Below are 25,296 nucleotides of genomic sequence, written 5' to 3'. Positions count from 1 at the left end.
ATAATAGCGAATTAGAAAGATAAAAGTATGCCCGTGTTGATTAATCGTGCTTGCGGATAATATTGTCCTATAGCATTCGTCGATTCAGGATCGTACATTTTCAATTTAGACCAGGTCAATAAGTTCATACCACTTGCATAGACTCTAAAACTTGAAATACCTAAGCGTTCCGTAAGTTTTGAACTTAAATTATAACCAATCTCCACATTTTTTAAACGGAGATAATTATTAGAATGCATCCAATAAGAGTTACCACTAGAATAGTACTGATCTGATCGGTCTGCAATACGTGGGTGTATACTACTCGGATTATCTATAGTCCATCTATTTTCGTAAAACTCATGTAGGTAGTTTCCAATTGCACCAGATTCATCTGTACCGACCCTAACCTCGCCTCCTGTAGCTCCTTGAAATAATACGGATAAATCAAAATTCTTATAACGAAGTCCCAGATTCAAACCTCCTTGAAATGTAGGACTTGAATTTTTATCTGACCGTACACGATCATCACCTGTAATTTTACCATCACCGTCATAATCCTTGTATTTCATATCCCCAGGTCTGAGGTTTTTATTAATATCGGAATAATCGAGGGTATTGGCATCAATTTCCGCTTGGTTCTTAAATATGCCATCATATTGATAATACAGTTGAGAATTTATTACACGACCTGTTGATTTTTGCCAATCTGGGGCTCCAGGAGCTTCATCCCAAAAGATAATTTTATTTTTAGCATAACCTCCATTAATGGAAGCACTGTAACCCCAATCTCCTTTTTGATCGCGATATCCTAAATTAAACTCCCAACCTTTATTATCAACCTTCCCAATATTTTCAGCTGGCAATTTCATACCTGTACTTTGTGGTATCGAAGCATTTCTTAACCACAGAATAGAATTTCTACTATTTTTAAAGACATCAAATTCAAAATTTATTTTACCACCAAGAAATTGTGCGTCAATTCCGAAGTTGTAATTATTAGATACCTCCCAAGTAATAAATTTATTAGGCACGCGACTCTCTGAAAGCGTTTTTACAACTTCATCACCAATCACATAAGATCCAAAACCATAAGTAGAAAAATATTGATATTCTTTAAGTACATCATCATACTCTACGTTATCATTTCCCATCTGACCATATGATGCTCGAACTTTGAAATAATTAATTGCTTTTATATTGTCTTTCCAAAATGTTTCTTCTGAAGCTACCCAACCTAACATTGCTCCAGGAAAAAATCCATAACGTGTATTTTCTGGGAACATATACGAACCGTCATACCGCCATAGTAATTCTGCGATATACTTAGATTTATAATTGTAATTAAAACGACCAAAATAATTTAATCTGGCACGCTCCCAAGCAGAACCATCATTATTCTTTTCCACATCCCCACCAGCAAATAGATAATCAATATTATCGGATAAGAAATACCTACGATATGCTGAAAAATTATCATTTTGAATGGTTTCTCTGTTCACCCCTGCCAATACGTTAAAAGTATGGTCACCAATAACTTTATCATAAGTCAGCACACCGCCCAATAAAATATTTAGCTGATCTTCATCAGATTGATTAAGTCTTGGGTCCGCAGGTCCACGTTTACCAGGAACTAATTGTGGAGTCACTCCATCGGCCTCATAGGCACCTTGCCAAGTATAAAGGTACCAAGGTGTTTCCCAACGTTTGATCTTTTTTATATACTTGTCGACCGCTGCATTTCCAGAAAACTTAAGTCCTTCAACCCATGGAATCGTGATATCGATTTGACCATTAGTTTGAAAGTAATATCGCTTATCGCGCTCATAACCAGTCTCATTAGTCGTAATTACAACTGGATTTTCACCGTACTCGATATCCGGTCCAGGCTTACCATTTGGCCAGTAAGCAGGTTCAGTCGGATTCCCGCGCATTAACATTCTAAAGATAGTTCCTGACGACTTAGTTGGGAAACTACGATTTTCCTGACGCCCTAAGACTCCAAATTTGGTGGTAATGTATTTGCTGATTTTTGCATCCAAATTAATTCTCAGATCATATTGCTTGTAACCTGTTGCTGATTTTTTATAAAAAGCATCTTGATTTTGATACCCAATTGAAGTTAAATATTTAACATTCTCGTTACCACCTGAGATCTGCAGATTATGCTTTTCTTGAGGTGACCAATCTTTTAAGGTCTCACCATACCAATCTGTATTTGGATGCCCCCATGGATCACTTCCATCTTTTAAGAGTCGGATATCCTCTGGTGTAAAAGGTGCAGAAATAGTCGTTTTATCCGGTCGGATATAGTTCCCTGTTGTATTAAATGCATTTTGTGCATCAGCCCATTCTGAAACATTGAGTTTATAGATCTCCAACTCATTTCGCATTTCAGCATATTCAGCTGCATCTGCCAGCTTTGGAATAACAGTAGGTTGCGAAAATCCTTTATTAAAATTGTAAGATAATTTAGGTTTTCCCTCTGCTCCTCGTTTAGTGGTAACAAGGATGACACCATTTGCAGCCCGAGCTCCATAAATAGCTGCAGAAGCATCTTTTAAGATAGAGATGTTATCAATATCAGCTGGGTTTAAGCGTTCAAAACCACCTTCACGTGCAGGAATTCCATCAATAACAATAAGAGGACTTGAGTTTCCTAACGTATTGGTTCCACGTATACGAATGCTAGACCCATCATATCCTGGCTCTGCAGAGCCATTCGTAGCAATAACCCCTGGTACACGTCCTGCTAACGAGTTAGAAACATTTAAGGCGGGTGATTTTGATAGCTCAGTACCTTTTACAGAAACAACGGATCCTGTCACAGTTTCTTTTTTCTGAACGCCATACCCAACCACCACGACCTCATCTAAATTTGAATTAGAATTTGCTAAGCTTACCATGATACGGGTTCTCCCCTTTACATCTTCATCCGTTGATGTCATACCAACCATACGGAAACTTATCTTCCCATTACTAGGAACATTTGCTAACACATACTCCCCCTGTTGGTTAGTCTTTGCAGCAATAGTGGTACCGATTACCGAAACGGTCACTCCAGCTATTGGAGAGCCATCATCAGAGTTGGTAACAATACCCTGAACAGAGATTTTCTCTTGTGCTAACATCATAAGGGTTCCTCCCTTAGCATTTGCAAGCACCGGAGATTGGCAAATCGTAGATAAAGAGACTATTGCTCCCATCCAAAAAGCCTTTTTCCAATGACATTGACTTAAATTAAGATTACTCATAATTTCTAGGTTTGGTTTAAAAATAATTGATAACTAAATAAAAGCACAGACAGCCGAAATAGGTCATACTATATAACAATAGACTGTATATGTCTTTGATTCAATGGTTTAAATTGGTGATGTATACATAACACTAAGATTGTATTATGTACACAATCTAAGATAAATGAAATTGTCTGAATCTAAAAAAGAAAATATAAAACCTTAGAAATAATAAAGCAACTACTTGATATTCAATTAAATAATTAAAAGGAAACTTAAATCAATTGTATCATAGCGGTTACGATAACAGTTATTAACATTTTTATGTTAATAACTGTTGCAAATTGTGTAGAATTCAAAAACGAAAGTCGTATTATGGTTACTATATCCTAATATTAACGAGTTACTTAAATTACACCTTAGCATAAATTAAATAAACATATACTCTTCTTTAAAATGTGGAATACTTATTTCACAAAAAATAATTACACATTAAAACAACGTATTATTCACTCATAAACAACAAGTTATATAATACATGTTTTAAAATAATTATTAACATAGTGTATAATTAATGTGGATAACTATCAGAGTCACTTATACAGTTTTCCACATTATGGATTCACATTGTGGAAAACCAAAACCGGTTTATAACAAACGAATTGTAATACAAGCATATAACCTGCATTACATCTTTAACTATAGACTGCCGATATATTCATCTCATATAAATTATCCACAAAAAAAGAGCTATTCATATGTGAACAGCTCTTTTTTAATATAATATAAGGTAAATTTAAGCGAATAGGTCTGAGCTTAAATAACGATCACCGCGATCACAAGCAATGAACACAATCACACCCTCTTCAATCTCATTCGCTATTTTTAAGGCAGCAGCAAATGCTCCTCCGGTACTCATCCCAGCAAAAACACCTTCTTTTTTGACTAATGCGCGCGCCATCTCAGTAGATTCTTTTTGTGAAATATCAATAATACGGTCGACACGAGAAGGATCAAATATTTTAGGTAAATACTCTTCTGGCCAACGACGTATGCCAGGAATTGAAGATTCCGCTGTTGGTTGACAACCCACAATCTGAATGACAGGGTTTCTATCTTTCAAATAAATGGAATTCCCCATAATGGTACCAGTTGTACCCATTGCGCTCACAAAGTGGGTAATTTTCCCTTCAGTGTCACGCCAAATTTCGGGACCTGTAGTCTTAATATGCGCTTGGTAATTATCAGGATTAGCAAATTGATTCAAGATAAAATAACCTTCAGAAGCAGCTTTCTCTTCGGCATAATCACGACATATTTCCATGGTGTCCAATAAAGTAACCTCTGCACCAAATGCTTCCATGGTAAGCGTTCGTTCCCGGGTTGACGTTATTGGCATCACTAATTCCAAATGCAGTCCATACATTCCAGCAATCATTGCTAATGCAATTCCAGTATTACCACTTGTTGCTTCAATTAATTTGGTGTTTTTTGTAATTTCACCTCTTTCCATTGCCGATCGAATCATATTCAATGCAGCTCGGTCTTTTACACTACCAGCAGGATTATTCCCCTCCATTTTAGCATAAATTTTCACCTTTTTATTGGCGTGGAATTTTGTAATTTCAACCAATGGTGTATTTCCAATTGTATCAATGATATTTCCCATATTTAGATTAAAGGTTTGGAATCTATAAATTTAGCATTTGCTTGGTGATAAACGGTGGTATAGGGTTCGACTGAATTAGTCAACCAAACATTTCCACCGATTATTGAATGATGCCCTACGATAGTCTCTCCCCCCAATATCGTTGCTCCTGCATAAATAATCGTATGATCTTCAATTGTAGGGTGCCTTTTCACATCAGATAAGATTTTCTCCACACTTAATGCCCCTAGTGTGACCCCCTGATACAGTTTTACATAATTACCGATAACGCAAGTCTCCCCAACCACTAAGCCTGTACCATGATCGATATACAAATGGTGTCCAATGGTCGCTCCAGGATGAATATCGATACCTGTCTTCGAATGTGCGTGTTCCGTTAAAATTCGTGGAATTAAGGGGACTCCAAGTCGATAAAGACTATTTGCTATCCTAAAGATACTAACGGCAAAAAAACCGGGATATGTTCTAATTACTTCCCGCTGATTCTTTGCTGCTGGATCGCCCGAAATCAAAGCATCGGCATCCGAGCACATCAATTCATAGAGTTGGGGTAAAGATTGAAAAAAACTATGGGCAACTCGATAATGATCGCATGCTTCACAAGCCTTAGATTTACTCAACAACTGTTCCAGTTCGATTTCAGCTTGTTGAAAAGCAAGTTGAACTCCTTCTACAGATTTTATACTTCCAGCATTACGCTCCGGAAACAACAAGTCTAGGATACCAACTGCCCAACCCGAAATTTTTTTATTGGAGGGCATCTCAAATACCTCTAATTGTTTTTGATAAATATGTTCGTAAAAATTACTCATGGGCTTCATCCCTATTTAAATATGACAACACAAATATACTATACTTATATGATAGACAAAACAGACAATTATAAAACTAACTTTTCAAAAAGTAACTGTAGTGTTACTGCTGGATCATTGCATAATCCTGGATGAACTGGAGAACATTGAATAACCGTACTACGATTTGCAGTCAACCATCGAAAACGTTCGGTGAGATCCAGTGTTGCCAATTTTCCACCATCTTTGTCACCAACACAAATTTTCACAAAAGATTCCAAGTGTTTCCGAATCATCTCCAAATCAACATCCGGACATAACAAATGGGCACGTGTTTCATCGATATGGAACAATACATTTGCAAAACGATTTTTTCGACAATAAAGTGCTACGCCAACATTAATAAATTCTTCCCGTTCCACACGTGGCACCAAACGTACCACAGCATACTCATATAATGTTTTTTCTGGCATCTTCAATTTGGTTTAAAAAATAATCAGCATGTGATAACCGCTTCATAAAAAATGACACATAAACATCGCGCGCTTCAGCGGCCGTTAAATCCCTAGATTCATCGTGCAGCCATTCATCAGGCACAATAGCTACAATATCCCGAATAACCTCCTCTGTAAATCGTGAACGGTAGTATTTGTCTACTGCACCAACTTGATCAGCAAACCTTAATAACACATGGTCCTTAATCTGAACAAAAGGTTTCAATGCCTGTTCTTCCCAATTATCCCAACTATGATGAAAATATAAAGAAGCACCATGATCAATTAACCATAACTCTTTATGCCAAATTAGCATGTTCGTATTCCGAACAGTCCGATCCACATTCATCAACAGCGCATCCAACCATACGATTCGAGAAGCTTCTTCACCACCGATCTTGTCTACATTTGCATCAAATGTAATAGCGCCATTTAAAAAGTGAACACCTAGATTTTTACCAACACTAAATTTTAGTAAATCTTGAATTTCCTCATCAGGTTCTGTCCGACCAAATGACTCATCCAAATCGGCAAAAACTAGCTCAGGCATCCTGAGTTTTAGAATACGAGCCAATTCTCCACCGATCAACTCTGCAATTAGCGCTTTTCTTCCTTGGCCAGCCCCTCTGAACTTTATCACGTAATTAAAGCCATCATCAGCATCTACCAAAGCCGGCAAAGAACCACCTTCACGAAAAGGCTGTATATACCGGGTGATCGTTACCTCCCTTATTTCTGGTTTTTTAATACTCATTTGTTATCCTTTTACAATTTACCCATACACAGGCGATAAATCCTTTAATCAAATATCAACAATTTTATTTTTTATTATCGATATTCAGCCAAATTGGACATAATTGTGACGTATGAAAATGGTTAATTCTGATTATATTTGTAACAATAGTTCAATCACTTTCTCGTGAAATACGCAAAAAATAGTTATGAATACGACTCAGGAATACAATACAGTTATCGAGCACTGCCAAGATTTATTTATCAAGAAAACGAAAGATTATGGAACAGCGTGGCGTATTATGCGACTTCCTTCTATAACGGATCAAATTTACATCAAAGCCCAACGCATCCGCACCTTAGAGATTAAAAAAGTCTCCAAAGTAGGCGAAGGTATCTTGGAAGAATATATTGGCATCATCAATTACTGTATTATGGGCATGATCCAACTTGAATTAGGTGAGGGTGGAGAAGAAAATTTAAGTCCTGAATTCGTCAATGAAAAATACAAGGAGAAGGTGTCCGAAACGCGCGACCTCATGTTTGCCAAAAACCATGACTATGGCGAAGCGTGGCGCGATATGCGTATTTCTTCTTTAACTGACCTGATACTCATGAAGATTTACCGTGTCAAACAGATTGAAGATAATAATGGTAGCACAATTGCTTCAGAGGGAATCCATGCCAACTATCAAGATATGTTAAACTACGCTGTTTTTGCATTAATAAAAATGGGATTAGCTAATACAAAATAAAATTATGTCAGAAGTCATTAACCATAAACCACAAAAAACAAACTATCTTTTGTGGTTTGCTAGATTATTTACAGGTTTTCTATTTATATTCTCCGGCTTTATTAAAGCAAATGATCCTACAGGATTTGGATATAAACTTGAAGAATATTTCCATGTATTTCATACCGATTTTTTAAATGATTATGCCACCGGCATCGCAATCGTGGTATGTGCTTTAGAAATTATTTTAGGACTATGGCTTTTACTAGGTTTTTATAAAAAGCTTGTCGCCTGGGGATTATTACTCCTGATTATATTCTTTACTTTTCTAACGTTCTATTCTGCATTTTTCGAAGTCGTTACCTCCTGTGGATGTTTTGGAGATGCAATCCCACTAACACCTTGGCAATCTTTCGGTAAAGACCTCGTGTTACTGGCATTCATATTAATTATATTTGTCTATCGAAATCAAATTACACCAGTCATTAAGGAACCCTTTAATCGTACTCTTATAGCCACTATTACTGCTATCATATCTTTCGCCATTGGAATTTACACCTTTATGTATTTACCATTTATTGACTTTTTACCTTACAAGGTAGGTAATAATATCCCTTCGCTTATGGTTTTGCCAGAAGGAAAAGAAGGTGACGTATATGAACAGATCTACAGTATGAAAAATACGAAAACTGGAGCGACTAAAAAAATTACGGATAAAATCTATATGTCTGAGAAAGTTTGGGAAGATACTGCTTGGGAAATAATAGGGGAACCACAAAGCAGATTGGTAAAAAAAGGATATCAGATACCCATTACCGATTTGTTGATTACAGATGCAGAAGGCAATGATCATACACAAGAAATAATCAACAATCCTTATTATAACCTAATAATTGTTGCTAAAGATCTCTCAAAAACGAATTTAGAAGCGATTGAAAGAGTAAATAAGATTGCCACAAAACTAACGCAAGATTACAATCTTCGCATTGTTTTACTGACAGCAAGCTCTTCTGAAGACGCTGATTATCTAAGTGACAAATTACAGTTAATTTCAGAAATATTTTATGCAGATCTAATTCCGCTTAAGAGTATGATACGTGCCAATCCAGGTATCATCTTATTAAAATCAGGAACAGTGATGCAAAAATGGCATTATAATGCGCTACCTGATGCGACAGAAATTGAAAATAGATACTTAAGTTTAGATAAATAATAGCATGCCAAAACCAATATACTTAATTGGCTATATGGGAAGTGGAAAAACCACATTAGCCAAAAAACTAACGAGCAAATTAGCATTACCATTTATTGATACGGACGAAGAAATCGTTAAAGAAATTGGCATGTCCATTACAGAATATTTTCAACTACACGGTGAAGATAAGTTCAGGGCACTAGAACGCAGACACTTACAAAATACCGCCCTACAAGAAGCAATCGTTTCCACAGGTGGTGGTTCGCCATGCTTCTTTGATAATATGCAGTGGATGAATGAAAATGGTATCACGGTATATCTCGAGATGTCACCTAAGTCGCTATTTGACCGTCTATCTCAGTCAAAACCTAACAAAAGACCTATATTAATTGGAAAAACCGAAGAAGAATTGTTTCATTTCATTAGTGAAAAATTAATAGAAAGAGAACCTTTTTATAAACAAGCACATTTGACAATTGACCATATCAACACTTCTATTGAAGAGCTCATTTTATTACTAAAGAAACACTCATAATCCTTATTATATGCATCATAGAATAAATCTCATTCTATTTGTAACCTTTATTACAGTCATTTTTGCGTCCTGCTTTAGAAGTGGTACTTCCTCAGACGTACTGACTAACAATAAAAATCTTAACTTACAGACAGTAGAGGAGCTTTATCAATTCTTAACATATGATGAAAACCGATATCCGCTTATCAGCTTGCATCGTGGCGGGCCAACAACAGGCTATCCAGAGAACGCTATAGAAACTTTTGCATTCAATGCTAGCTACAGACCCGTTATCGTCGAATGCGATGTCCAATTAACAAAAGATTCCGCATTAATATTAATGCATGATAAAAATCTGGACAGAACCTCAAATGGTTCTGGCCCTCTTGATAATAAGACACTTCATGAATTGAAGAACTTAAGATTAAAAGACCCCAATGGAAAATTGACACCCTACCGAATTCCAACATTAGAAGAAGCCTTATCATGGGGGAAAGGAAAAGTTATTTTCACTTTAGATGTCAAGCAAGGAGTGCCTTACGATTTAGTGATAAGTGCCATTCGTAAGCAAAAAGCAGAAGGCTACGCTGTTATTATCACCTATTCGGCAGATCAAGCAACGGTTGTCCACAATTTAGCACCAGACTTAATGCTATCAGCACCTATAAAAAATACTGCCGACCTAACAAGGCTCAATGAACGAGATATCCCAGATAATCGTATTATAGCATTTATAGGTACCAGAGAAGCAGACCGAACGCTAATAGAGCATATTCATGGTCATGGCATCATGTGTATTTTAGGTACATTAGGAAACTTGGACAGACAGGCTAAGCAAAAAGGTGATCAGCTATATGCGCGGTTTATCGAAAATGGTGCGGACATCTTGAGCACCGATAGACCCCTTGAAGCGGGTAGAATTTTGGATTTTTATATCAAAAAACGAAATATCACTTCAAAATTCATTCAGTAATGATGAATAGAAGTAATGTTAAAAGCGGTCACAAAAAATAATATCATCCTATCAGATCTCCATATTAAACTGGAGTATTATAAAACGATTACAAGACGTTATTAACCCAAGTTAATCCACATAACACTGGGCATTGTTCTTTACAAGTAAAGTATTCAAATAAAAACAGAGCAGTCCATCTGGATTGCTCTGTTTTTATTTGAATACTATTATTTCTTCATAGTACCCTGATCGCGCAAATGTACATGCCAGCTAAAAGCCTCCTCAATAATATGTGGTGTATGCCCTCCTCGCTCACAAGCACGGTCATAGTAGTCTTGTAGCTGCTCTTTATAATCAGGATGCACACAGTTATCAATAATAACTTGAGCGCGCTCACGAGGCGCTAAACCCCTTAAATCCGCCAAGCCGATATCCGTGACTAAAATATCAACATCATGCTCGGTATGATCCACATGTGAAGCCATTGGTAATACATGCGAAATACGATCCTCTTTGGAAGCCGCTTGTGTTACGAATATACTCAAGTAGGCGTTTCTAGCAAAATCACCAGATCCACCAATACCATTCATAATATTTGTTCCCGAAATATGTGTTGAATTTACATTACCATAAATATCAAATTCAATAGCTGTATTAATAGCGATAACACCTAGACGACGGATTAATCCTGGTGTATTGGATATATTTTGAGGTCTCAAAACCATCTTATCGCGATATTTGTCCAAATTACCAAATACACGATCGTAGCAAGGTTTTGAAACGGTAATTGAAGAGGCAGAAGCAAAATCCATTACCCCAGCATCAATCAAATCAAAAGTACTGTCCTGTAGTACTTCTGAAAACATCGTTAAATTACGGAAACTACTATCCTTAAATCCAGTTAAAACTGCATTTGCAACCTTACCAATACCCGCTTGAAGTGGTAATAAACTAGACGTCAAATGCCCCATTTCAACTTCCCTCTCAAAGAAATTTAAAATATGACCAGCAATAGCCGTTGTTTTACTATCGGGCTCCGCTATTTCAGCTGGGCTATCCTCAATATTACTAAAAACGATACCAACAACTTTTGAAGGATCCAGCGCAATTGTTTTACGTCCAATTTTATTTTCAGGAGCAACAATAGGAATCACATTTCGTCTCGGATAATCTTCTGCTTGATAAATATCATGGATACCACGAATTTCCAAGGGAACAGCCGTGTTAATTTCTAAGATCACTTGCTTTGCCAAGGCTGCAAAAGTCGCAGAGTTACCAACTGAGGTTGTTGGAACAATACTCCCATCAGCTTCAATAGCAGCAACTTCCAATACAGCAATATCAACAGCTGCCAAATTTTTATTATGTAATAATTCAGCAGTTTCACTCAGATGTTGATCTATAAATAAGACTTCCCCACTATTAATCTTCGCCCTAAGTGTACGATCAACCTGAAAAGGCATACGTTTCGCCAAAACACCAGCTTCTGCTAATTTACCATCTGTACCATGACCTAAAGAGGCGCCAGTAATCAATGTTATTTTCAAAGGATCAACTAGCGCTCGTTCAGCCAATGCTGGCAAAACAACCTTGCTATCACCCGCTTTTGTAAAACCACTAGAGCCAACTATCATACCATTTTCAAATAGCTGCGCTGCTTGTTCTGCAGTAATTACCTTATCATGTAAACTTTTAAGTTTAATTCTATCGTACGACATATACCTTTAACTTATTTCCTCAATTCACTCATATTAAACATTACATTTTCTTAGTAATTGTTTGAATATGAGAACAAACAATAATAAGCTATTTTTTTCGTGTCAATTTATTGCAACTAGTCACAAAATTATCCAATAAAGACGATATATTTGTAATTATTTAATAATCAGCATCTAATATTTTAAATACGACAGAACTATTCGAATCCAATATTTAAAAAAAACAACTAAAACACTGATAGATAGAGTTTTAAATATTGTTGAATTCAGGTAAAATTAGTCCACACTTACTTACAAGAGCAAAACCACAATCATTACTGGTGAGTACCAACTTACATTCATAAAGAAATACGTCGTTTTTGTATAAAAATTTTAACTTTGTAACGGGAAAGGGAAGAAAAACATGAATAAAAAAAGCACTATTATAGACTCAAAATACGTCCATCGTTATTATGTAACAGAGGTTGACTCCTTTGAAGATAGTATCTATTGTCATCACGCCATTATTGGCGAAAATTTCATTGCAGAGCATGTTCATAATAAAGATCAGTTTTTATATACAGAAGGTGGTGTTGTTTTTTTAAAAACTGCAGAAAAATCGTACTTTCTACCTGCTCGCCACTATATTTGGATACCGGCAGGTATTCGACACAGCATTCATCCCAGTACGCCCGACGTCGTCATGCGTAACCTCTATTTTCCAAAATATGAGACTGATCAAGAGTTTTATAAAAAAATCAGTATCTACCCCGTAGATGATCTCTTAAATGAATTGATCATGTTTACAAATAGGTGGAATGGTAATATTTTCCCTGTAGAAGAACCGAAGTACTCGCTAGCAAAGGCTTTTAAATTACTATTACCCGAAATATCACAGCATGAATTGCCCCTGGCACTTCCTTACCCTAGTAATCAAAAACTAAAAGATATCGTTACTTTCTTAGAAAGTAGAATTGAGGAGAATGTGAGTTTCAAAATACTCTCTCAGAAATTCAACATCAGCGAACGTACTTTAGCGCGACTTTTTCAAAAAGAACTAAACATGTCTTTTATTCAGTACTATACCATCTTGAGAATGTTGACGGCACTTAAACTCCTTTTGGATGAAAAATTGAGCGTTAACGAAGTTGCATTAAAGGTTGGATACAGCAGCTTACCCACATTTAGCAATACATTCAATAAAGTAATTGGGGTCAGACCAAGCGAGTATGTTAAGCAAAAACAATTGTTAATCTAATTTTTTTAAGTATTTTAGGTCTCTAATACCTAAAATCTTAATCATGAATTATAAAAAACTATTTTTTAGTTTAGCAGGAATTGCCCTGTGTGTTACGGTTAGCGCCAGTTCATTAAACAAAAAACCAAAAGCAGTACAATTGTTCAACGGCAAGGACATAAAAAATTGGACAGTAAAAATTAGTAAACACGAAGTTGGAGAAAACTATGCAAACACTTTTCGTGTAGAAGATGGTTTATTAAAAGTTAGATACGATGGTTATGATCAATTTGATCAACAATATGGCCACTTATTCTACAATAAAGAATTTTCTGCCTATATCCTTCGTGTCCAATACCGATTCGTAGGTGAGCAAGCAAAAGGAGGAGAAGGCTGGGCGCTCCGCAACAGTGGCGCGATGCTACATGGTCAAGACCCTAAAACAATGTCAAAAGACCAAGATTTCCCTGTTTCAATTGAAGGTCAATTGCTCGGTGGCGACGGAGAGAACGAGCGTACAACAAGTAATCTATGTACTCCAGGAACCAATGTTGTCATGGATGGAAAATTATTCACTCCTCATTGTGTCAGTTCAACATCCAAAACTTACCATGGTGATCAATGGGTAACAGCAGATTTCCTTGTATTAGGTGATTCTATTATCCAACATTTTGTAAATGGGGAGAAAGTTTTGGAATATCAAAAACCTCAATATGGCGGTGGTAATGTATCCCACTCAGACCTTGCAAAAGAGAAAGCGGGTCAGTTAATCAGTAAAGGCACCATCTCACTACAAAGTGAAAGTCATCCTATTGATTTCAAAAAAGTTGAAATCTATAATCTAGAACCTTATATGAAAAACCCTGCAACTTTAGAAAAGGCAATTGCAGCAGTAATGGAAAAATAAAAGTAAATAAAAAAGTGTCGAATAATTCGACACTTTTTTTTACATTCATTCGCTTGGAAAAGAGAAAATCCAGGGTAAAGTAAAAACATAAAGAAAAGGGATACAGAGAAACTGTATCCCTTTATATATTATACTGAAAGCTTAAACTAATCCGTTAACGAATTTCGTTAACTTAGATTTGTTGTTAGAAGCTTTTTTCTTGTGGATTACATTTTTCTTAGCCAAACGATCAAGCATAGAAATTATACGTGGCAATAAAGTTTTAGCTTCTTCTGGTGTAGCAGAAGTGCGTAATTTTTTAATTGCGTTACGCGTAGTTTTTGCTTGGTAACGGTTTCTTAAACGCTTTGTAGCGTTTGCTCTAATTCTTTTGATCGCTGATTTATGATTTGCCATTTTTTAGCTAATTTTTATTCGTTCTTTACTTAAAATTCGGAATGCAAAAATAACATCTTATTTCTAATATTCAAAATCTATTTTAAAGTTTTCTATACTTATCTTTGCAATATGCAAAAATTATCAATGGATCAGCTTCAACGCGCTGATGTTGAATCGTTCAAAAAACAGGAGAAAACAGCCATAACACTAGTCCTAGACAATGTGAGGAGTATGCATAACGTCGGATCAGCTTTTAGAACAGCTGATGGATTTGCTATAGAAAAAATATTCTTATGTGGAATCACGGCTACACCTCCACATCGCGAAATTGAAAAGACTGCTTTAGGTGCAACCCAATCTATTCCTTGGGAACACATCAAAGAAACCACTGAAGCGATTAACATATTAAAGGAACAAGGATATACCATTATTGCTATCGAACAAGCTGAGAATAGCGTGCTATTGCAAAATTTTATTCCATCAAAAGATGCTAAATATGCTTTAGTATTTGGCAATGAAGTAAATGGTGTAGACGAAGAAGTTATGGAACAAATAGATCATTGCATTGAAATTCCACAATTTGGAACAAAACATTCATTCAATGTCTCTGTCACAATTGGCATTGTAACTTGGGATTTTATTCAAAAAAGCAAGTTCTGCTAACATTTTATCAACTAAGGACATATAAGTATTCATATTACTTCCTATTTCCAATGCAAAATGGTAGATTTGTGATGCAAAATTTTAAGAAGAAATGAGTGTATTAGTTAATAAAGATTCAAAAGTAGTTGTTCAAGGTTTCACCGGAACAGAAGGTACTTATCATGCTAGTCAAATGATCGAGTACGGAACAACCGTAGTTGGTGGTGTTACACCAGGAAAAGGTGGTCAAACGCATTTAGACCGTCCCGTATTCAATACTGTTAAAGATGCCGTAGAAAAAGCTGGTGCTAACGTTTCTATTATTTTCGTACCTCCTGCATTTGCAGCAGATGCGATTATGGAAGCAGCTGAAGCTGGTATCGAAGTAATCGTATGTATTACTGAAGGTATCCCTACTAAAGATATGATTCAAGTAAAATCATACTTGAGCGACAAAAATTCTCGTTTAATCGGACCTAACTGCCCAGGTATTATCACTGCAGATGAAGCTAAAATCGGTATCATGCCAGGCTTTATCTTCAAAAAAGGTAATGTTGGTATTGTTTCTAAATCAGGAACATTAACTTACGAAGCGGTTGATCAAACAGTAAAAGCTGGTCTTGGTATCACTACTGCCATCGGTATTGGTGGTGACCCAATCATTGGTACTACAACGAAAGAAGCTGTAGAGTTATTAATGAATGATCCAGAAACAGAAGCAATCATCATGATTGGTGAAATCGGTGGTGGTATGGAAGCTGAAGCTGCTCTTTGGATCAAAGAAAATGGCACGAAACCAGTAGTAGGTTTCATCGCAGGCCAAACAGCGCCTCCAGGACGTCGTATGGGTCATGCTGGTGCTATTGTTGGTGGTGCTGATGATACTGCAGCTGCTAAGATGAAAATCATGGCTGAGTGCGGTATTCGTGTGGTACAGTCTCCTGCTGAAATCGGAATAGCAATCGCTGAAGAATTAGCTAAGAAAAAATAAGCGTAAGCTGTATACATAAAAAAAGCCTTGCAAGAACTGCAAGGCTTTTTTTATATATAGCATCTTTTACTTTCCTTTACTGGTAAATTCCCTTAGATTCTTCCCCATTAACATCACTGTCATTCTAGAGTTATCGTACGATTTTACATCAATTAATAAATCTTCCATATTAACGTCATCTTCAATGTTTGACGTTAACATTTGGACCAGTACGCCTTCTTGCTCTATGGCATACAAAGTTTTCAAGTCTGCTTTTTTAATCACATTTTCAAGAGATTTTGATTCATTGGCTTGTTCTGTACCAATTTGGCAGATGACTAAATCTTGAAGATTCATCAACACTGAATCGGAGAGCATTGGCTTAATATCGAAAAATAGGTCTCCATCCTTAAGTTTAGCAACGTCTTTTATATTCTCACTATTAAATCTAAAAATTTTTATTTCTTTTTGATTTTTTGATAGTGAATTTATAAATTCATTAACTTTTGACACTTGCGCCTGAGCGGTAAACCCACTAAAAACGAGTGCGATTGCAATTATTAATTTTTCCATAACTAGTTTATAATTTTAGCTTTTTCATTTTTGTTTTCATAGTATTCAATCATCTTGGATAATTCATTTAAATCCAAATCGGCTTTTATGTCGACAAATACATAATCTTCATCATCTGCTATCCCGAGTAATACGCGTTTAACTTGATCGTTTTTTATCTCCGTATTAATGGTGATTTTTGATCCCTCGCTGTACAAACTCATCAATTCTTCAAACTTATTTTTAACCAAATAGGCATTAAACTTCTTCATGAGGTCATCTTTCCCATTTCCAGAAATTGTCATAATTTTCATTTTTTTAATTTTCCTTAATGCTAAGGCTGCAATTGCATCATCTTCATTAAGTTCCTTGATCTTACCTCTCAAAAATGCCTTCGTCATAAACATAGGTACCCGCACTGAAACGACCTCAGTATCATTTGTTAAATCTTTTTTATCAATAAAAGACATGTTCGGACTGGTTTTTACAAAACAACTCTGTAGTGTCAAGCAAAAAAATAAAAGGGCTCCAATAATTATTGATTGTTTCATATCCCGCTTATTTATTATTCACTAACTTATTCACATCATCATAACTCACCTTACCATCGAGAATCATAAAAATCGTGCTCCCATCAGATTGAATACTGAGCAATAAATTTTTAATAACATCTGTAGCCGTATCTTCAGCTAAAAATTTAATTCTATTACCTTCCGAATTTATCGTTATCAGTTCTTCATATTTCAACTTATCAATAGCTTTTGATACATCAGATTGAACTGTTTGATCGGCCTCTTCTAAGATCAGCATCTTTATACTGTTAATTTTAGAAAGCAGAGGTTTAATACTATTAACCTCATTATCGGACAATTTCATTTTATTCAACATACTAAACATCGGTTTACCGATTTTGATCGAAGTCACCCCCTTACCTTCTTTATATTGCTCGAAAATCTCATCTAATTTTGAAATTTGAGCCTGTGCTAAAGTAGAGCACAGCAGTCCAATTATTAATAATACCGTTTTCATAATTTCTATAATTCAATACTTAAACATTTTATATTTTCAACTTCTTTCATTCCCTTTTTTAAATTCAGAGAAGCGAATTGCAAGGCGTTTTCAGTAATCCTTAATGCTTCCTCCTCATTTGTTATCCTTACACCATTTACTTCTACATAAAACTCTTCTGGTTCCAGCTGATTATCTGTAGAAGCTAACTCCTTAGCCAAGATTGGTTCTGAATCTGTAGCTGTACCTCTCTGAACTACTGGTGGTCTATGTGACATTTTTTTTGAATGATCTTTATCTTGAGCCAACCGATCTACTCTACTCCTATCCGTTATAGATGTCTCTTTGAAAGGAACTGCAACATCCGCTGTTTGCTGGATAGGCTGCACTACTTGTTGATCAGGAAAGAACCATACTCCCAAACAAATCAGTAAAACTGCCGCCGCAATGGATGAAGATATGACCCAAATCTTTCTTTTATGTAGCGGATAAACATGCGGTACATCATTCGTTTTCGCTAAAAAAGAATCAAAATCTAACGGCATCGCATCAGAATTTTGTTCTGACAAAATTGAAAAATAACCATCCTCACTATACTCCTTCAGTAATCTTTCTTCAGCTAAAGTTGTTTCTCCAGCCAGATATTTAGCCTCTAATTGCTTTAATTCTTCTTTCTTCATAATCAAATACTTTTGTCAAATTGACTTTTACAACATTTCGAGCTCGGGACAAATTCACACGTACTGCATTTTCATCTATTCCAACTAAAGTGACAATATCTGCAATTTCATATTCCTCTATATCTCTTAAGAACATAACCAATCTTTGCTTTTCAGGGAGACGATCAATTAATTTCAAAATTAACTCTCTTGTCAATGACGGATATTTTTCCTTTTGAATATCCTCATCAAGCTGTGCCATATATTTAATCTTTACTCCTTCACGGTTCAATCTATTCAATGCTAAATTTTTTGTCATTCGCATGGCATATGCCTCGATATTCGTTATTTTTAATAGCTCATTCCTCGATTCCCACAATTTCAATAAAACCTCCTGAACCAAATCAAAGGCATCATCTTGATCTAGTAAAAACCTATTTGCAAAACGAAATAAGCGATCCTTATGGATGAAGACTGTCGTTTTAAAGGTTTCTTGGTTCATAAATTTTAATTGCTTTTATATAGAAGACAAACTAGGGTATAGAAACATTACATAATTTTAAAAAAATATAAATAGTATCATTTCATTATAGAAAATATGCACCCTATACTAAGGAACATAAAAAAACCGAAGCTTTCGGCTTCGGTTAATACATTTAATTATTCATCGGCAGAAGGGCCATATAATCCTGGTACCGGAATATTAAGCAATCTCAAATACACCGTTAACTGACCTCTATGGTGAATAAGGTGATTGGTAATAATGTAACGTACAGCGCCAACTTTTGGCAATCTTGCCATTTCATAATCACCAGCCTTTAATACCCATTCCTTCAGCCAATATTCTTCAGGCAATTGTTCAATCATTTCCTGATTAGCAATTAGGCCCTTCGCTAGAATACCTTTCAACTCTTCAATAGCATTAATTTTCAACGGTTGATAATCTGTGTTAAAATCGAAGACATCTTTTGATAGAGCCTTAGAGATCCAATTGTGTAATTCCACTATATGTGCTGCCAATTCTCCTAAACTCCTCGATTTCTCATGCGGTCGCCAATCCAGATGTTCGTCTGTAATACGTTCTAAAATACGCCCAGTATTGTGTGTTTCTCTTTCTAATTCTATTAGAATACTCTTTTTAATACTCATAAACTTACTTTTAAAAAAAATGATTTATTTACACTATCCAAAAATTAACATTAGTATTCCATACCCTCATGAAGGTCATGTAAAACCCAATGTTAGTAAATTAATAAGACCAATGTACTTAAACATCATATTGAAGCCTATTTGTTTCATCGGAAAATTACATCAATAAGTCCAAAGCGTATAATGAGTTAAGGGAGTAATGCTATAAGGTTGAATCGTGGCAGCATGTGCAGCTTGCTTTGCAATTTTACTTTCTACATAACTTATAGAAAGCGGAACAAAAGCATTGTACTGGACATTTTCGTTAAATAAAGCCTCATACCAGACACAGGCTGCAATAAATCGGCCATAATTCAAATTAAGATGGTATCCATCACGCGTGAAATGATCGCCTATATAGGTAGTCCTTGCATTTTGTATTGCTGTGCCAGTCGGAACTAAAATAGAGAAATTACCCCAGCGATAAACTTTTTCAGATGTAGATACAATAGCACTGTACATGTTATTTTGGTTGCGTTCATAAAAACTAAACCCACTATGATCAGCATCATGTTGATAGGCCCATGTTTGATGCAAAATATACTTTGTCTCTGGGTATTTTACATGTTGCGTTACATAAGCATATAAATGAGGTAAATCTTTTACATAGGTTTCATACTTTCCTGAAAGTGGACTTGCTTGTTGAAAACTGATATAATCCCATTGCTCATCCGCCAAAGCGGTAGAAATTTTCATGTGCTCAATTACAGTTTTTTCACCCGACTCATTTATCTTTCGGTAGCTGTAGGCACTGCTATCCCCCAATGCATTTTTAACATGCAATGCTAATGGAGCCCCTCCAATGTATAGATTCCCAATTACTATCTTTTTACCACGAGCATGTGCCAATTCAAATAAATTGTTTTCAATAGCATCTTCCGAAAAACTATTTCCTATGGCCAATATGCGAATAACACCATCATCTAGAGCATTATCACTGGTTTTTGCAACAAGTTTTGATAAAGAAATAAATATAAAAAAAGTAAGAATAAAACTAATTCGAGAACTATACATATGATCGCCTTTTAGAAAGATAATCTCTAAATTAAAGAATATCTTTCAATATGAACAAAGAAAAAGAGCTTCTCTATGGAGAAGCTCTTTCTAAAAGCATTTTTTCTTAAATCTTATCTTTAATCCGCAATACAGATAACGCACCTAATAACATAAAAATACCAGCTAATAAAATTCCATAAATAGAATTGCTATTGAAAAATAGCTTAATCATATAACCTCCTAAAAAACCACAAACAATTTGTGGGAATGTGATAAAAAAGTTGAAAATACCCATATAAACGCCCATTTTTTTTGCCGGTAAAGTATCACTAAGAATGGCATACGGCATCGCTAAAATACTTCCCCATGCTAGCCCTACGCCAATCATAGGAATAATTAAGAAAGTAGGATCTTTAATAAGAAATATCGAAATCAACCCAAGACCACCCATAGTCAATGAAAAAGCGTGTGTCTGCTTACGACCATATTTATTGGCAATTTTAGCTAAAAACAAAGCATATATTGCTGAAACACCATTATAAATACCAAACAAGACACCCACCCAATTCGCCGCATCCATATAGAGTTTCGATTTTTCACCATCTTTCAAATAAAAAATATGCTCTGCAATAGCAGGAGTTGTATACACCCACATCATGAAAAGAGCAAACCACGAAAAAAATTGAACTGTACCCAACTGCTTCATGGTGATGGGCATTAATTTAAAATCTTCTGCGATAGCAAGTAGACCAGAACGATGCTTCGTATTTTCTACTTCTAATACAGCATCTTCAAAAGAAACAATTTCTTCGGGCGAATACTCTTTGGTAGTACACAACGTCCATAATATGGATAGCAACAATATTGCAGCTCCACAATAAAAAGAATAAATGACATTTGGAGGAATCATTCCTTCAGCAGCAGTTCCTTCCACTCCAAAATAATGAGCTAGTACATAAGGTAACCAAGAACCTACCACTGCCCCAAAACCGATAATAAAAGTTTGGATAGAGAACCCTAAACTTCGCTGTGCGCTCGGTAAATTATCCGCGACCAAAGCTCTAAAAGGTTCCATGGTAACATTTATAGAAGCATCCATAATGGTTAACATACCAGCTCCTACTAACAAAGGAGGTAACAAGGCCGTGAATAAAGCGGCATTTGGCATTAATATCAGCGCTATTGCTGTTAAAATGGCACCAATCAAAAAATAAGGTTTCCTACGACCTATCTTATTCCATGTGCGATCACTATAATAGCCAATAATCGGCTGTACGACCATCCCCGTAATGGGAGCTGCTAACCAAAAAAGTGATAAATGCTCAACATCTGCTCCAAATGTTTGAAGAATGCGTGATGCATTACCATTTTGAAGGGCAAACCCTGTTTGAATGCCCAAAAAACCGATGCTCATATTGATGATTTGAACCGTCGACATTTTTGGTTTATGCAGTTTTGAAGTCATAATTTTTATAGCTTAGTGGTTATGCACATGGTTTAACTGTACCTGCCTCTCCGTTAAAAATAACACTAATTTCTTGATTAGACTTATTGATCAGTTCAAAATCATCTTGCTTTATTTTTACAAATAATTTAACCCCTCTAAACTGAACATGAAACGCATAGCTCTCCCAAGTTTTAGGAATAAAAGTTTGAAAACTTAAGGTATTGTCTTTCACGCGCATACCCGCAAACCCTTCTACTATTGACATCCAAGATCCAGCCATCGATGTAATATGTAACCCATCTTCAGTATCGTTATTATAATCATCTAAGTCCAATCGAGCAGTTCTTAAATAGAACTCATAAGCTTTAGCCTTATTTCCAAGTTTTGAAGCTAAAATAGCATGAACACAAGGCGATAACGAACTTTCATGAACGGTTCTTGGTTCATAAAAATCATAATTTCTTCTTATGGTTTCCAAGTCATATTGATCTTCGAAAAAATATAAGCCTTGCAATACATCGGCTTGCTTAATAAAACATGATCTTAAAATACGATCCCAACTCCATTTTTGATTGATAGGCCGCTCCTTCTCCAGTAAATCAGAAACTAATACTTGCTCTTTATCTAGATAGCCATCCTGCTGTAAGAAAATATCCAATTCGGTATCTATTGGATAATACAAATAATCAATAACATGCTGCCATTGTACAGATTCCTCGTTATTAAAACCAACTTTTTCAAACAGACAAATTAATTTAGTATGGTTACTGTCTTTTAAAGTAAGGATGGATTCCAAGGTATATTTTAGACACCAACCTGCAATGGTATTGGTATACCAGTTATTATTGACATTGTTTTCATATTCATTCGGACCAGTAACTCCCAATATGACATACTTCTCCTTCTCAGCACTCCAGTTCACCCGCTGGGCCCAAAAACGACTGATTGCAATCAACACTTCAAGTCCATAATTTTCGATATAAGACCAATCGCCAGTATACCTTTGATAATTATAGATGGCAAATGCAATTGCTCCATTACGATGAATCTCCTCAAAAGTAATCTCCCATTCGTTATGACATTCTTCTCCATTCATCGTTACCATAGGATATAGAGCAGCGCCGTTTGAAAAACCAAGTTTCGTCGCATTCTCAATCGCCTTATCCAGATGTTGATAACGATATAACAATAGATTGCGCGCAACATCAGCTGGTTGCGTTGCCAGATAGAAAGGGACACAATAAGCTTCTGTATCCCAATACGTCACCCCACCATATTTTTCTCCTGTAAAACCTTTTGGCCCAATATTAAGGCGTGAATCTTCACCCGTATAAGTTTGGTATAATTGAAATATATTAAATCGAATAGCTTGCTGAGCAGCAATATCTCCTGTAATTTGGATATCACTTTCATTCCAGAAATTTCCCCATGCCAAGGCTTGTTTATTTCTTATTTCTTGATAGGACAAAGAAGAGATATTTTCGAGGTTCGCTTTTCCTAATGACATCAATTCTGCTGCGGCATGATTTTGAGAACTTACAATAGAAACACGTTTTTCAATGGAAAACACATCATTAATACCCACAGAAACTGCTACAGTTTCAGAAATACATGATCCTTCTTTTGATAATTCAGATTCAATTGCCCCATCATTAATCGTAAAATTATTCACTAAATCGGCTCGAACAATAAAATCAGTTTTCTTTGTTTTCATCGTTACATGTAGCTGTGAATTCAGCGAACCACTTGAAATAAAACTCCAAAAATGTTCATCATAATTACTATCGCGATTCACAACATCCCCTTCCATATATGACACAACCTGTAGAGAGGCTTGCTGATTAAGCACCTGAATAGTATACTTTAAGGAAGCCGTCTCAGATTGGAACAGGTGAAATATTCTCGTACTCTCAATACGAACCTCTGTACCATTTTGAAGTTTTGCATCAAAAGATCTTATTAGCAATCCATTTTTCATATCGAGTCTACGTTGAAAACTCCGCACATCACAATTTGCTAAATCCAATAATTCATCATTTATTTTTACATGAAGTCCGATCCAATTTACTGCGTTAATTACTTTAGCAAAATATTCAGGATATCCATTCTTCCACCAGCCTACTCGCGTTTTGTCAGGATAATAAATCCCCGCTAAATATGATCCCGAAAGTGTTTTTCCACTGTAATCTTCTTCAAAATTCGCACGCTGTCCCATTCTTCCGTTTCCAATAGAAAATAAACTTTCTGAAACTTCATTATATGCAGGACGAAAACCTTCTTCTATAATATTCCACTCATCGTGGACAATATAATTCTTCATTACAAAATCAAATTACTAATTCAAAACCTCCATCAAACTACAGACTGACAAGTCAGCTCCCTTTAAATGAGAACCAACGCCAATTACTTTCATCCCTGCAGTTACTGCTGCATCTACCCCAGCCTGTGCATCTTCAAATACAAGGCATTCTGATGGTTTCAATTTTAGTTGACCTGCCGCTTGTAAAAATACTTCTGGATGAGGTTTAGACAGCGTAACACTATTACCATCTACAAGGGCATCAAAAAAACAAAACATACCCGTTTTCTCGAGAATAAGTGGTGCATTCTTACTTGCAGATCCTAATGCAACCAGAAAACCATGCTGCTTTAACCAATGTAGCAACGCTATAGATCCCGGTAAAATATCATCTTCTTTCATCTGGGCAACAAATTCCAAGTACCATCTATTTTTTAATGCTGCCCATGCTATTTTTTGATTTTCGGATGCGACTACATGTGCCCAATTCAATATCATTTCCAATGAATCGATTCGACTAACACCTTTTAACTGTTCATTTTGAATCTCTGTAAAATCAAAATCGAATTCTTGAGCAAGCCTTTTCCAAGCTTGAAAATGGAACACAGCGGTATCTACCAAAACACCATCCAGGTCAAAAATCACCCCTTTTACTTTCTCCAAGAGATCTAATACGCTTTTCATTTTTATTTTTTTAAATCAAACATGCGTGTTTGATAAGGATAGCATGTTATTACTAATGGTATATCTTATTCAACATCTGTTAAGCTATTTTTCATTTGTATGACGCCTTTTTAAATTTTCCTAAAACCGAGGTAAGCACAGCATAAATTTTTGCGCATTACGATTTGTAAAAATAGATACCGCTCGGTTTTCATTAAGCTTAAAATAGTTATACCCGTTATTCTCTCGAACATGCGGTGTAATTCCATATTATAATACCGGATTACTTTAACGAGTATGTGCGGATAAATTCTAGATTGTCGGCTTTCATTCCATAACATTTATGCAATGATT

At 35.8% G+C, this 25,296-nt stretch carries 25 protein-coding genes; 8 read left to right on the top strand and 17 right to left on the bottom strand.

Translation table 11 applies throughout. The features are described 5' to 3' along the window. Window positions 1–11: 11 nt before the first annotated feature. The 5 genes from KO02_RS04245 to KO02_RS04225 form a co-directional block, all read right to left on the bottom strand. On the bottom strand, window positions 12–3,233 hold the full coding sequence (locus tag KO02_RS04245) for a SusC/RagA family TonB-linked outer membrane protein (protein WP_081918299.1): 3,222 nt from the start codon (window positions 3,231–3,233) through the stop codon (window positions 12–14). 778 nt (window positions 3,234–4,011) lie between these two features. Further along, complete coding sequence (gene cysM / locus KO02_RS04240; protein ID WP_038696113.1) at window positions 4,012–4,884, bottom strand: cysteine synthase CysM; 873 nt, start codon at window positions 4,882–4,884, stop codon at window positions 4,012–4,014. Window positions 4,885–4,886: 2 nt separating this feature from the next. Next, window positions 4,887–5,696, bottom strand: a complete 810-nt coding sequence (locus KO02_RS04235) for a serine O-acetyltransferase (RefSeq protein WP_400262445.1) — start codon at window positions 5,694–5,696, stop codon at window positions 4,887–4,889. Window positions 5,697–5,764: 68 nt separating this feature from the next. Beyond that, window positions 5,765–6,148: a DUF3037 domain-containing protein gene (locus tag KO02_RS04230; RefSeq protein ID WP_038696109.1), complete on the bottom strand. Its 384-nt coding sequence runs from the start codon at window positions 6,146–6,148 to the stop codon at window positions 5,765–5,767. After that, window positions 6,126–6,923, bottom strand: coding sequence for a HipA family kinase (locus tag KO02_RS04225; RefSeq protein ID WP_038696107.1), 798 nt, complete (start codon window positions 6,921–6,923; stop codon window positions 6,126–6,128). Before KO02_RS04225 ends, KO02_RS04230 begins: the two co-directional genes overlap by 23 nt. Window positions 6,924–7,110: 187 nt before the next feature. On the opposite strand from KO02_RS04225, the gene KO02_RS04220 reads away from it, so the two are divergent. Genes KO02_RS04220 through KO02_RS04205 form a run of 4 tightly spaced genes read left to right on the top strand, consistent with a single transcriptional unit; the run spans window position 7,111 to window position 10,317 of the window. Next, complete coding sequence (locus tag KO02_RS04220) at window positions 7,111–7,656, top strand: DUF1599 domain-containing protein (RefSeq protein ID WP_038696105.1); 546 nt, start codon at window positions 7,111–7,113, stop codon at window positions 7,654–7,656. Between the two features lie 4 nt (window positions 7,657–7,660). Continuing rightward, window positions 7,661–8,848 (top strand): BT_3928 family protein, encoded by a 1,188-nt coding sequence (locus KO02_RS04215; RefSeq protein WP_038696103.1) that lies wholly within the window; start codon window positions 7,661–7,663, stop codon window positions 8,846–8,848. 4 nt (window positions 8,849–8,852) lie between these two features. Then, the gene (locus tag KO02_RS04210; RefSeq protein WP_038696101.1) at window positions 8,853–9,365 is read left to right on the top strand and encodes a shikimate kinase; all 513 of its coding nucleotides are present in this window, start codon (window positions 8,853–8,855) and stop codon (window positions 9,363–9,365) included. Between the two features lie 10 nt (window positions 9,366–9,375). Further along, entirely contained in the window at window positions 9,376–10,317 is a 942-nt protein-coding gene (locus KO02_RS04205; RefSeq protein ID WP_038696100.1) for a glycerophosphodiester phosphodiesterase family protein, read from the top strand. A 209-nt stretch (window positions 10,318–10,526) separates the two neighbouring features. On the opposite strand, the gene KO02_RS04200 is transcribed toward KO02_RS04205, so the two are convergent. Next, on the bottom strand, window positions 10,527–12,017 hold the full coding sequence (locus KO02_RS04200; protein ID WP_038696098.1) for a succinate CoA transferase: 1,491 nt from the start codon (window positions 12,015–12,017) through the stop codon (window positions 10,527–10,529). Window positions 12,018–12,420: 403 nt separating this feature from the next. On the opposite strand from KO02_RS04200, the gene KO02_RS04195 reads away from it, so the two are divergent. Both KO02_RS04195 and KO02_RS04190 read left to right on the top strand, forming a co-directional pair. Continuing rightward, window positions 12,421–13,254: a helix-turn-helix transcriptional regulator gene (locus KO02_RS04195; protein WP_235212345.1), complete on the top strand. Its 834-nt coding sequence runs from the start codon at window positions 12,421–12,423 to the stop codon at window positions 13,252–13,254. Window positions 13,255–13,297: 43 nt separating this feature from the next. After that, window positions 13,298–14,140: a DUF1080 domain-containing protein gene (locus KO02_RS04190; protein ID WP_038696096.1), complete on the top strand. Its 843-nt coding sequence runs from the start codon at window positions 13,298–13,300 to the stop codon at window positions 14,138–14,140. A 141-nt stretch (window positions 14,141–14,281) separates the two neighbouring features. Here the strand turns inward: KO02_RS04190 and rpsT are convergent, their stop codons facing one another. Further along, the gene (gene rpsT / locus KO02_RS04185; protein WP_038696094.1) at window positions 14,282–14,536 is read right to left on the bottom strand and encodes a 30S ribosomal protein S20; all 255 of its coding nucleotides are present in this window, start codon (window positions 14,534–14,536) and stop codon (window positions 14,282–14,284) included. Window positions 14,537–14,647: 111 nt separating this feature from the next. Here rpsT and KO02_RS04180 point away from each other — a divergent pair, with 111 nt between their 5' ends. Both KO02_RS04180 and sucD read left to right on the top strand, forming a co-directional pair. Further along, on the top strand, window positions 14,648–15,181 hold the full coding sequence (locus KO02_RS04180; RefSeq protein ID WP_038696092.1) for an RNA methyltransferase: 534 nt from the start codon (window positions 14,648–14,650) through the stop codon (window positions 15,179–15,181). Between the two features lie 91 nt (window positions 15,182–15,272). Continuing rightward, window positions 15,273–16,151, top strand: a complete 879-nt coding sequence (sucD, locus tag KO02_RS04175) for a succinate--CoA ligase subunit alpha (protein WP_038696090.1) — start codon at window positions 15,273–15,275, stop codon at window positions 16,149–16,151. A 66-nt stretch (window positions 16,152–16,217) separates the two neighbouring features. Here sucD and KO02_RS04170 read toward each other — a convergent pair whose 3' ends face one another. The 10 genes from KO02_RS04170 to pgmB form a co-directional block, all read right to left on the bottom strand. Next, the gene (locus tag KO02_RS04170) at window positions 16,218–16,703 is read right to left on the bottom strand and encodes a hypothetical protein (protein ID WP_038696088.1); all 486 of its coding nucleotides are present in this window, start codon (window positions 16,701–16,703) and stop codon (window positions 16,218–16,220) included. Window positions 16,704–16,705: 2 nt separating this feature from the next. Continuing rightward, window positions 16,706–17,233: a DUF4252 domain-containing protein gene (locus tag KO02_RS04165; RefSeq protein ID WP_081918298.1), complete on the bottom strand. Its 528-nt coding sequence runs from the start codon at window positions 17,231–17,233 to the stop codon at window positions 16,706–16,708. Between the two features lie 7 nt (window positions 17,234–17,240). After that, entirely contained in the window at window positions 17,241–17,711 is a 471-nt protein-coding gene (locus tag KO02_RS04160; RefSeq protein WP_038696084.1) for a DUF4252 domain-containing protein, read from the bottom strand. A gap of 5 nt (window positions 17,712–17,716) precedes the next feature. Then, window positions 17,717–18,370 (bottom strand): hypothetical protein, encoded by a 654-nt coding sequence (locus tag KO02_RS04155; RefSeq protein ID WP_038696082.1) that lies wholly within the window; start codon window positions 18,368–18,370, stop codon window positions 17,717–17,719. After that, complete coding sequence (locus KO02_RS04150; protein WP_038696080.1) at window positions 18,336–18,851, bottom strand: RNA polymerase sigma factor; 516 nt, start codon at window positions 18,849–18,851, stop codon at window positions 18,336–18,338. The genes KO02_RS04155 and KO02_RS04150 overlap by 35 nt, the downstream gene beginning before the upstream one ends. A 158-nt stretch (window positions 18,852–19,009) precedes the next feature. Then, complete coding sequence (locus KO02_RS04145; protein WP_038696078.1) at window positions 19,010–19,498, bottom strand: DinB family protein; 489 nt, start codon at window positions 19,496–19,498, stop codon at window positions 19,010–19,012. A gap of 162 nt (window positions 19,499–19,660) precedes the next feature. Further along, window positions 19,661–20,551 (bottom strand): DUF4886 domain-containing protein, encoded by an 891-nt coding sequence (locus KO02_RS04140; RefSeq protein WP_038696076.1) that lies wholly within the window; start codon window positions 20,549–20,551, stop codon window positions 19,661–19,663. Window positions 20,552–20,657: 106 nt separating this feature from the next. Next, on the bottom strand, window positions 20,658–21,998 hold the full coding sequence (locus tag KO02_RS04135; protein ID WP_038696074.1) for an MFS transporter: 1,341 nt from the start codon (window positions 21,996–21,998) through the stop codon (window positions 20,658–20,660). A 19-nt stretch (window positions 21,999–22,017) separates the two neighbouring features. Beyond that, window positions 22,018–24,300, bottom strand: a complete 2,283-nt coding sequence (locus KO02_RS04130) for a family 65 glycosyl hydrolase domain-containing protein (RefSeq protein WP_038696072.1) — start codon at window positions 24,298–24,300, stop codon at window positions 22,018–22,020. Window positions 24,301–24,315: 15 nt separating this feature from the next. Further along, window positions 24,316–24,963 (bottom strand): beta-phosphoglucomutase, encoded by a 648-nt coding sequence (gene pgmB, locus KO02_RS04125; RefSeq protein ID WP_038696071.1) that lies wholly within the window; start codon window positions 24,961–24,963, stop codon window positions 24,316–24,318. Window positions 24,964–25,296 lie beyond the last annotated feature (333 nt).

Source organism: Sphingobacterium sp. ML3W, from assembly GCF_000747525.1.
Taxonomy (GTDB): Bacteria; Bacteroidota; Bacteroidia; order Sphingobacteriales; family Sphingobacteriaceae; genus Sphingobacterium.
Note: the sequence above shows the minus strand (reverse complement) of the source record. Positions and strands in the feature narration are given on the sequence as shown.

Excerpts from the sequence above, each read along its gene's own strand:
- KO02_RS04245 (WP_081918299.1), bottom strand. The coding sequence starts at position 3,233 with ATGAGTAATCTTAATTTAAGTCAATGTCATTGGAAAAAGGCTTTTTGG.
- cysM (WP_038696113.1), bottom strand. The coding sequence starts at position 4,884 with ATGGGAAATATCATTGATACAATTGGAAATACACCATTGGTTGAAATT.
- KO02_RS04235 (WP_400262445.1), bottom strand. The coding sequence starts at position 5,696 with ATGAGTAATTTTTACGAACATATTTATCAAAAACAATTAGAGGTATTT.
- KO02_RS04230 (WP_038696109.1), bottom strand. The coding sequence starts at position 6,148 with ATGCCAGAAAAAACATTATATGAGTATGCTGTGGTACGTTTGGTGCCA.
- KO02_RS04225 (WP_038696107.1), bottom strand. The coding sequence starts at position 6,923 with ATGAGTATTAAAAAACCAGAAATAAGGGAGGTAACGATCACCCGGTAT.
- KO02_RS04220 (WP_038696105.1), top strand. The coding sequence starts at position 7,111 with ATGAATACGACTCAGGAATACAATACAGTTATCGAGCACTGCCAAGAT.
- KO02_RS04215 (WP_038696103.1), top strand. The coding sequence starts at position 7,661 with ATGTCAGAAGTCATTAACCATAAACCACAAAAAACAAACTATCTTTTG.
- KO02_RS04210 (WP_038696101.1), top strand. The coding sequence starts at position 8,853 with ATGCCAAAACCAATATACTTAATTGGCTATATGGGAAGTGGAAAAACC.
- KO02_RS04205 (WP_038696100.1), top strand. The coding sequence starts at position 9,376 with ATGCATCATAGAATAAATCTCATTCTATTTGTAACCTTTATTACAGTC.
- KO02_RS04200 (WP_038696098.1), bottom strand. The coding sequence starts at position 12,017 with ATGTCGTACGATAGAATTAAACTTAAAAGTTTACATGATAAGGTAATT.
- KO02_RS04195 (WP_235212345.1), top strand. The coding sequence starts at position 12,421 with ATGAATAAAAAAAGCACTATTATAGACTCAAAATACGTCCATCGTTAT.
- KO02_RS04190 (WP_038696096.1), top strand. The coding sequence starts at position 13,298 with ATGAATTATAAAAAACTATTTTTTAGTTTAGCAGGAATTGCCCTGTGT.
- rpsT (WP_038696094.1), bottom strand. The coding sequence starts at position 14,536 with ATGGCAAATCATAAATCAGCGATCAAAAGAATTAGAGCAAACGCTACA.
- KO02_RS04180 (WP_038696092.1), top strand. The coding sequence starts at position 14,648 with ATGCAAAAATTATCAATGGATCAGCTTCAACGCGCTGATGTTGAATCG.
- sucD (WP_038696090.1), top strand. The coding sequence starts at position 15,273 with ATGAGTGTATTAGTTAATAAAGATTCAAAAGTAGTTGTTCAAGGTTTC.
- KO02_RS04170 (WP_038696088.1), bottom strand. The coding sequence starts at position 16,703 with ATGGAAAAATTAATAATTGCAATCGCACTCGTTTTTAGTGGGTTTACC.
- KO02_RS04165 (WP_081918298.1), bottom strand. The coding sequence starts at position 17,233 with ATGAAACAATCAATAATTATTGGAGCCCTTTTATTTTTTTGCTTGACA.
- KO02_RS04160 (WP_038696084.1), bottom strand. The coding sequence starts at position 17,711 with ATGAAAACGGTATTATTAATAATTGGACTGCTGTGCTCTACTTTAGCA.
- KO02_RS04155 (WP_038696082.1), bottom strand. The coding sequence starts at position 18,370 with ATGAAGAAAGAAGAATTAAAGCAATTAGAGGCTAAATATCTGGCTGGA.
- KO02_RS04150 (WP_038696080.1), bottom strand. The coding sequence starts at position 18,851 with ATGAACCAAGAAACCTTTAAAACGACAGTCTTCATCCATAAGGATCGC.
- KO02_RS04145 (WP_038696078.1), bottom strand. The coding sequence starts at position 19,498 with ATGAGTATTAAAAAGAGTATTCTAATAGAATTAGAAAGAGAAACACAC.
- KO02_RS04140 (WP_038696076.1), bottom strand. The coding sequence starts at position 20,551 with ATGTATAGTTCTCGAATTAGTTTTATTCTTACTTTTTTTATATTTATT.
- KO02_RS04135 (WP_038696074.1), bottom strand. The coding sequence starts at position 21,998 with ATGACTTCAAAACTGCATAAACCAAAAATGTCGACGGTTCAAATCATC.
- KO02_RS04130 (WP_038696072.1), bottom strand. The coding sequence starts at position 24,300 with ATGAAGAATTATATTGTCCACGATGAGTGGAATATTATAGAAGAAGGT.
- pgmB (WP_038696071.1), bottom strand. The coding sequence starts at position 24,963 with ATGAAAAGCGTATTAGATCTCTTGGAGAAAGTAAAAGGGGTGATTTTT.